The organism is Leisingera sp. (genome assembly GCF_034669605.1).
GTDB lineage: Bacteria > Pseudomonadota > Alphaproteobacteria > Rhodobacterales > Rhodobacteraceae > Leisingera.
In genome coordinates, this window is sequence record NZ_JAXMOX010000256.1 from 1 (window position 1) to 5,800 (window position 5,800).

The window sequence follows — 5,800 nt, forward strand, 5'->3', positions numbered from 1 at the left end:
TTTGGCCAGGGTGGCCGCCATCATGACGTTTTCAGTCGCCCCGACCGAGGCGAAGGCCAGAGCGATCACGGCCCCCTTGAGGCCCTTAGGAGCCTTGGCATGCAGATAGCCATCTTTCAGTTCGATCTCAGCGCCCAGCGCCTCGAGCCCCTGAATGTGCAGATCCATCGGCCGGGCGCCGATGGCGCAGCCGCCAGGCAGCGACACCACCGCCTGTCCCAGCCGCGCCAGCATCGGACCCAGCACCAGGTTGGAGGCGCGCATTTTCCGCACGATGTCGTAATCCGCGACATGGCTGGTCAGGTCATGGCTCGACATTGCCAGCACCTGACCGTCCTGCAGGCTGGACACTTCGGCCCCCAGCGACTGCAAGAGCAGCGTCATCGTCTTGATATCGCTCAGCCGCGGCGCGTTGGTCAGCGTCAGCGGTTCTTCGCTCAGGAGCGTCGCGGGCATCAGGGTGAGGCAGGCGTTTTTGGCCCCTGCGATAGGAATCTGCCCGTTCAGCGGGCCGTTACCAGTTACCAGAATCGAATCCATCTGCCCTTACTCTCCGTTTTTGCCCGTATCCTGGTCCGGCTTTTCCGCCCGCGCCTTGGCCTGAGCCTTGCGCCGGGCCATATTTGCCTTGAGCGCCGCCTTCAGCCGGTCTTCGCGCGAAACCGCTGACCTGTCGTTTTTCGGTGTTTTCTTCTCTGCCATAAGACTTCTGTAACTTAGTGCGAAAAAACCGTCCAGAATGCTCTTGCGCCCCTCAGCGTTTATGCCTAAAAGCCCCCTCACCGGCGCTGCTGTAGCTCAGAGGTAGAGCACTCCCTTGGTAAGGGAGAGGTCGAGAGTTCAATTCTCTCCAGCAGCACCAGTTAATCTCCTGATTTTGCTAATAGACCTTTTTTCAAGGGGTTACGCCTGCCGCACTGGTTCACAAAGGTGCTATACCTTGCGTGTCAGAGCCATGCCGAATTCATTGCTGAAAATCGGCGTCTACCAGATCAGGGCGCGTGTCCCGTCTGACGTGGCCGCCAAAGCCAAGGACACTCTGGTTCAGGTTCCCACCGGTGATTCGCCTGGCTTCATCAAAGCCACCACTCACGCTGCCTGCTCGCTGAAAACACGCGATCCAGCAGAAGGGCGAAACCGACACGCCGATGCTGTTGCTGCACTTGAGCGGCATCGGGACTTTCTCCGCCGGGATGTCGTGGAGCTTTCCTTCAAGCAGCAGGCAGCCTCCGAGGCAAGGGCACTCGCGCAACGGTCTTTGGATTTTGCACCACCCCATTGCGGCCGCAGCACCGCTAAGACGGCCCCGGTGTTGTGAAAACCAAATTTTCAGACTTTACGACGACATTAGGGTTGAAACGAACACATTGCATAGATTCTGGACACGGATGCCGGCAGTGCTTCGCGCAAATCCAAAGGTGGCAAGATGGCCGTGTCTAAATTTTCCGCGCGCGGGCTGCGCGCTCTCACCAACCGAACCTACTTGCCCGCCCTGCTTGCCTTCGTGGTGGTCTGTGCCGCAGGGTTTTATGCTGAGCAGCAAAACGCCACAATCCACCACCAGTCAGAACGTGCCAGGATCCAGCAAGAGGCAGGGGTGATCAAATCCCGGCTGGAAGGTCAAATCAATGGCGACTATCAGCGGCTGCGCGGACTGGCCGCGATGCTGGCCACCCAGCCGGACATGGAACAGGCGCAGTTCAGCCGGATGGCTGCGCAGGTGCTTGAGGGAAAGACCGCCATCCGGCACATCGCTGCGGCTCCCGGCTTGGTGGTCTCTCTGGTCCACCCGTTAAAGGGGAACGAAACCGCCATCGGCCTGGACTACAATCAGAATGCCGCACAGCGCGCGGCGGCGTACCGGGTGCGCGATAGCGGTGACATGGTGCTGGCCGGGCCGGTAGACCTGCTCCAGGGCGGCTCCGGGTTCATCTACCGGCTGCCTATTTTCAGCGGGTCAGGAACTGACCGGCAATTCTGGGGCATTCTCTCAGCTGTGGTCGCAACCGGCACCCTTTATGCAGAGACCGGCATCAATGGAAACAAAAGCGGCCTGGAAATAGCGCTGACAGGCCAAGACGGGACTGGCCCTTCCGGCCGCCAGTTCTTTGGCGTGCCGGACATGCTGGCCGAAGATCCCGTGCTGTTGGACATTGACCTGCCAGCTGGTTCATGGAAATTGACCGCCCGCCCCCGAGACGGCTGGCAAAGCGTTCCGAGCAACCTGTGGAAGCTGAGGCTGGCGCTGATGGCGGCGGCGGCACTGGTCGTTCTCCCAACGTTTCTGGCCGGCAGGCTGTCTGCGGCGCGGCAAACCGTGATCGGCCAGCTGCGGCGCAGGGAAGCCGAACTGGAGGCAGTCTCCCGGCGGTTGGAAGTTGCGGTAAAGACATCCCGTGTTGGCATTTGGGAATGCGGTCCGGAGAGCCAGAAAGTGAGCTGGGACAGCCGCATGCATGAGCTTTACGGCGTGCCCGTGGATCAGGGGCCGCCGGAGGGGACAGAGTGGATGGCCATGCTGCATCCCGGCGACCGGGACCGGGTAGCGGAAGCCCTGCTGTCAGCAGAACGGGACAAGGCACCTTTCGCCTCCGATTTCCGGATTGTGTTGGAAGATGGCACCTTCAAGCATATCCGCGCAATGGCCAGCCCGTTTACAGATGCGCAAGGCCGCGACTGGTTGATCGGCGTCAACTGGAATGTCTCGGAGGATGTCCATCTGCGCGAACAACTGATCCGCGCGAACCAGACGCTGTCCGAGCGGAACAGCGAGTTGAATCACGGTAAACGCGCACTGGAGGACGCCCATGCTGCACTGCAAATACAACAGGCGGAGCTGCACCGCCTGTCGCTGGTCGCAAAACACACCTCCGACAGTATTATCCTGACCGATGCAGAGCGGCAGATCCTTTGGGTCAACGAGGCCTTTACCCGCGTCACAGGCTATGCCGCCAGCGAGGCGATTGGCAGGACACCTGCAGAATTGCTGTGTGGCCCTGATACCGACCCCGGCGTGGTCCGGGAAATAGACCGCCACAAGGACCTTGGTATCCCCTATCGCAACGAGGTGCTCACCTACACCAAATCGGGGGAAGTCGCCTGGTTCGACACCAATATCGTTCCGGTGATTGGCGAGGATGGCACAGTTGACCTGATTATCGGCATTGAACGCGACATTACCCGCAGCAAACTGCGGGAACAGGAACTGGCCGAGGCCAAAGTTGCCGCGGAACAGGCCGATCGGGCCAAATCGGAGTTTCTGGCAAACATGAGCCACGAAATCCGCACCCCGATGAACGGTATCATCGGCATGGCCGAGTTGCTGGCAGAGGCTGAGCTGTTGCCGGATGAACAGCAGAATTTGGAAACCATCCGCAGTTCGGCCCAAGCACTGCTGAAAGTCATCAACGATATTCTTGACCTGTCGCGGCTGGAAGCGGGGAAGTTCTCCATAGCCGAAGAAGACTTTGACCTGCGTGACTGCATAGGCGGGGCAGCGGGGCTTTTCCGTCCGAAAGCGCAGGATAAAGGTTTGTCGCTGCAGGTCTCTTACGCTGAGGGGCTGCCGGAGCGGCTGCATGGAGATGACGGGCGATTGCGGCAGATTCTGGTCAACCTGATCGGCAACGCTGTCAAATTCACACCGCAAGGCAGGATTGACGTCCGCGTTTCACATGCCGGCGGCAACCCTTATTGCCTTATTGCCGAAGTTGAGGACAGCGGGATCGGAATATCCGAATCTCAGGCGCGCCATATCTTTGACCGCTTCACCCAGGCAGACGCGGCGACGACAAAGGCGTTTGGCGGAACCGGTCTGGGGCTTACTATTTCCAGCATGCTGGCCAAACGGATGGGCGGCAGTATTTCCGTCAAATCGGATCCCGGCCAGGGCTCATGTTTCCGGCTGGAGCTGCAGATGGCGCCAGCCAAACGGGCGGCAATCCCGGTCTCGGGCATTTCTTTGGACACCGCGCCTCAGATCCGGCCTTGCAAGATTCTGCTGGCTGAAGACAACCAAACCAACAGGCTTCTAATCCGCAAATTCCTCCGCGGACAGCCGGTTGAGCTGGCTGAAGCCGGCAATGGCCGTGCGGCAGTGAAAATGTTCAAGGAACTGCAGCCGGATATCATCCTGATGGACATGTCGATGCCCTAGCTGGACGGCATTGCGGCCACACGGCAGATCCGCAGCCTGCCCGTTCCCCAGCCAACAATCATTGCCCTGACGGCCAACGCTTTTTCCAGCGACCGGCAGGCCTGTCTGGATGCAGGCATGGATCATTTCCTGACCAAGCCTGTCAAAAAGGCAGTTCTACTGCACACATTGGCATCAATTTTAAGAGACACTCCCCCCATTGATCAGCTGCTCAGGGCCAGGGCCTGAAGTCTCAACTCAATCCCATTGAATGCTGGCAGATCAAGATGCCAAGGATCTAAACAGCCGTCCCGATCAGGGCCACACCGGCGGCCATCAAGACCGCTGAACCGAGCCGCCGCATCCAGTACCCTTCCTTGAGGAAGACAAATCCGATCAGCGCGGCAAAGATCACCGAAGTTTCACGCAACGCGGAAACGGCCCCCAGCGGGGCAAAGTTCTTGGCATAAAGCACCAGCCCGTAAGCCGCCATCGATACCAGCCCACCAGCAATCCCCAGCACCCAAGTCCGCTTGGGCAAAGCCGCCAGGGTTCGGCGCTTACGCACAGCTATGAACCCGGCGATAAAGATGTGCAGAAAGCCCCCCCAGGCCCAGTAGCTGAGTGTGTTGCCGGACAAACGCACGCCGATACCATCGGCCAATGAATATATCGAAATGCAAATTCCGGTTCCTGCGGCAAAGCCGAGGGCCGCTCGCCCAACACCTGAGCGCAGCGCCTTCCAGCTGCTGAGCTGGATTCCAAGGGCAATCACCGCAATCCCTCCCCAGGCCTGCAGCGGCAGCAGCTCACCGGCAAAGATCATCGCCCAAATGCCGACAAGCGGCGGCACGATGCCCCTTGCAATCGGGTACACGACGCTAAGGTCACCGTGCTGATAGGCGCGGCCAAGCATGTAGAAATACCCGAAATGAACCACCGTGGAGAGCAGGATATAAACGAAGCTTTCTGCAGACGGCAGCGGCAGCACAGTGATCATTACTGCACTGGGGATCACCTGGCCAAAGGCGACCAGCCCTAGTGTGGTGGTACGGTCCGCAGCCGTTTTTACAATGGCATTCCACACAGCATGCAATACCGCAGCCGACAGGATGATAGCGATGATAATAGGGGTCATATTCTCGACAGGTCTTTAGGCGGGCGGCTGTGTTTCCAGTCTCAGTCTGCCTCTTCCGGCAGCATTTCATTGATCAGCCGGGTCTCCAGCAGCTGCCCGTTCTGGTACAGAACCGGATAGGCTACAGCTGCAATGTGGCTGTTGAATTCACGTAAGGCACGCAGCGTTTCCAAATGGATGTCGGACGTGTCAAAGCTTTCCCGGGCGCCATTTTGCAACCGTTTCAGGTGGCGTTTCCGGCTATCGTGCTCCATCCGCTTCAATTCGGTTTTTTCCAGGCTCAGCAGCCGCGCGCTCTCCAAATCATCAGAGATCAGCACATTGGAGGCCAGCTGCATATTGGCCATGATTGCCTCATGCATCCGGGTGATCTCCAGCCAGCCGTCCCTGGAAAAATTCAAGTTCCTTTTATTCAACTCTCCCGCCAGGACTGTTAATCGGCGCGCCACCACATCGCCGGCGGTTTCCAGGCGGATGGCATAATCCATCAGGCCGCGGGCCGTCTTCAACTGCTCTTTGTCAAATCT

At 59.0% G+C, this 5,800-nt stretch carries 3 protein-coding genes, 1 tRNA gene and 3 pseudogenes; 3 read left to right on the forward strand and 4 right to left on the reverse strand.

The annotated features are described in order from the left end of the window. Together VOI29_RS22030 and VOI29_RS22035 are read right to left on the reverse strand one after the other, a co-directional pair. Positions 1-540, reverse strand: a pseudogene (locus tag VOI29_RS22030) (UDP-N-acetylglucosamine 1-carboxyvinyltransferase); the annotation flags it as partial. 6 nt (positions 541-546) lie between these two features. Then, complete coding sequence (locus VOI29_RS22035) at positions 547-702, reverse strand: hypothetical protein (RefSeq protein ID WP_024091800.1); 156 nt, start codon at positions 700-702, stop codon at positions 547-549. Positions 703-787: 85 nt separating this feature from the next. Here VOI29_RS22035 and VOI29_RS22040 point away from each other — a divergent pair. From VOI29_RS22040 to VOI29_RS22050, 3 genes and pseudogenes are all read left to right on the forward strand, one after another. Next, positions 788-862 (forward strand) — tRNA-Thr (locus tag VOI29_RS22040). Positions 863-955: 93 nt separating this feature from the next. Continuing rightward, on the forward strand, positions 956-1,318 hold the full coding sequence (locus tag VOI29_RS22045) for a DUF6538 domain-containing protein (protein WP_323783718.1): 363 nt from the start codon (positions 956-958) through the stop codon (positions 1,316-1,318). 108 nt (positions 1,319-1,426) lie between these two features. After that, positions 1,427-4,384, forward strand: a pseudogene (locus VOI29_RS22050) (ATP-binding protein). Between the two features lie 49 nt (positions 4,385-4,433). Here the strand turns inward: VOI29_RS22050 and VOI29_RS22055 are convergent. Further along, the gene (locus VOI29_RS22055; RefSeq protein ID WP_323783720.1) at positions 4,434-5,273 is read right to left on the reverse strand and encodes a DMT family transporter; all 840 of its coding nucleotides are present in this window, start codon (positions 5,271-5,273) and stop codon (positions 4,434-4,436) included. A 41-nt stretch (positions 5,274-5,314) separates the two neighbouring features. Continuing rightward, positions 5,315-5,800: pseudogene (locus VOI29_RS22060) on the reverse strand (Na/Pi cotransporter family protein); the annotation flags it as partial.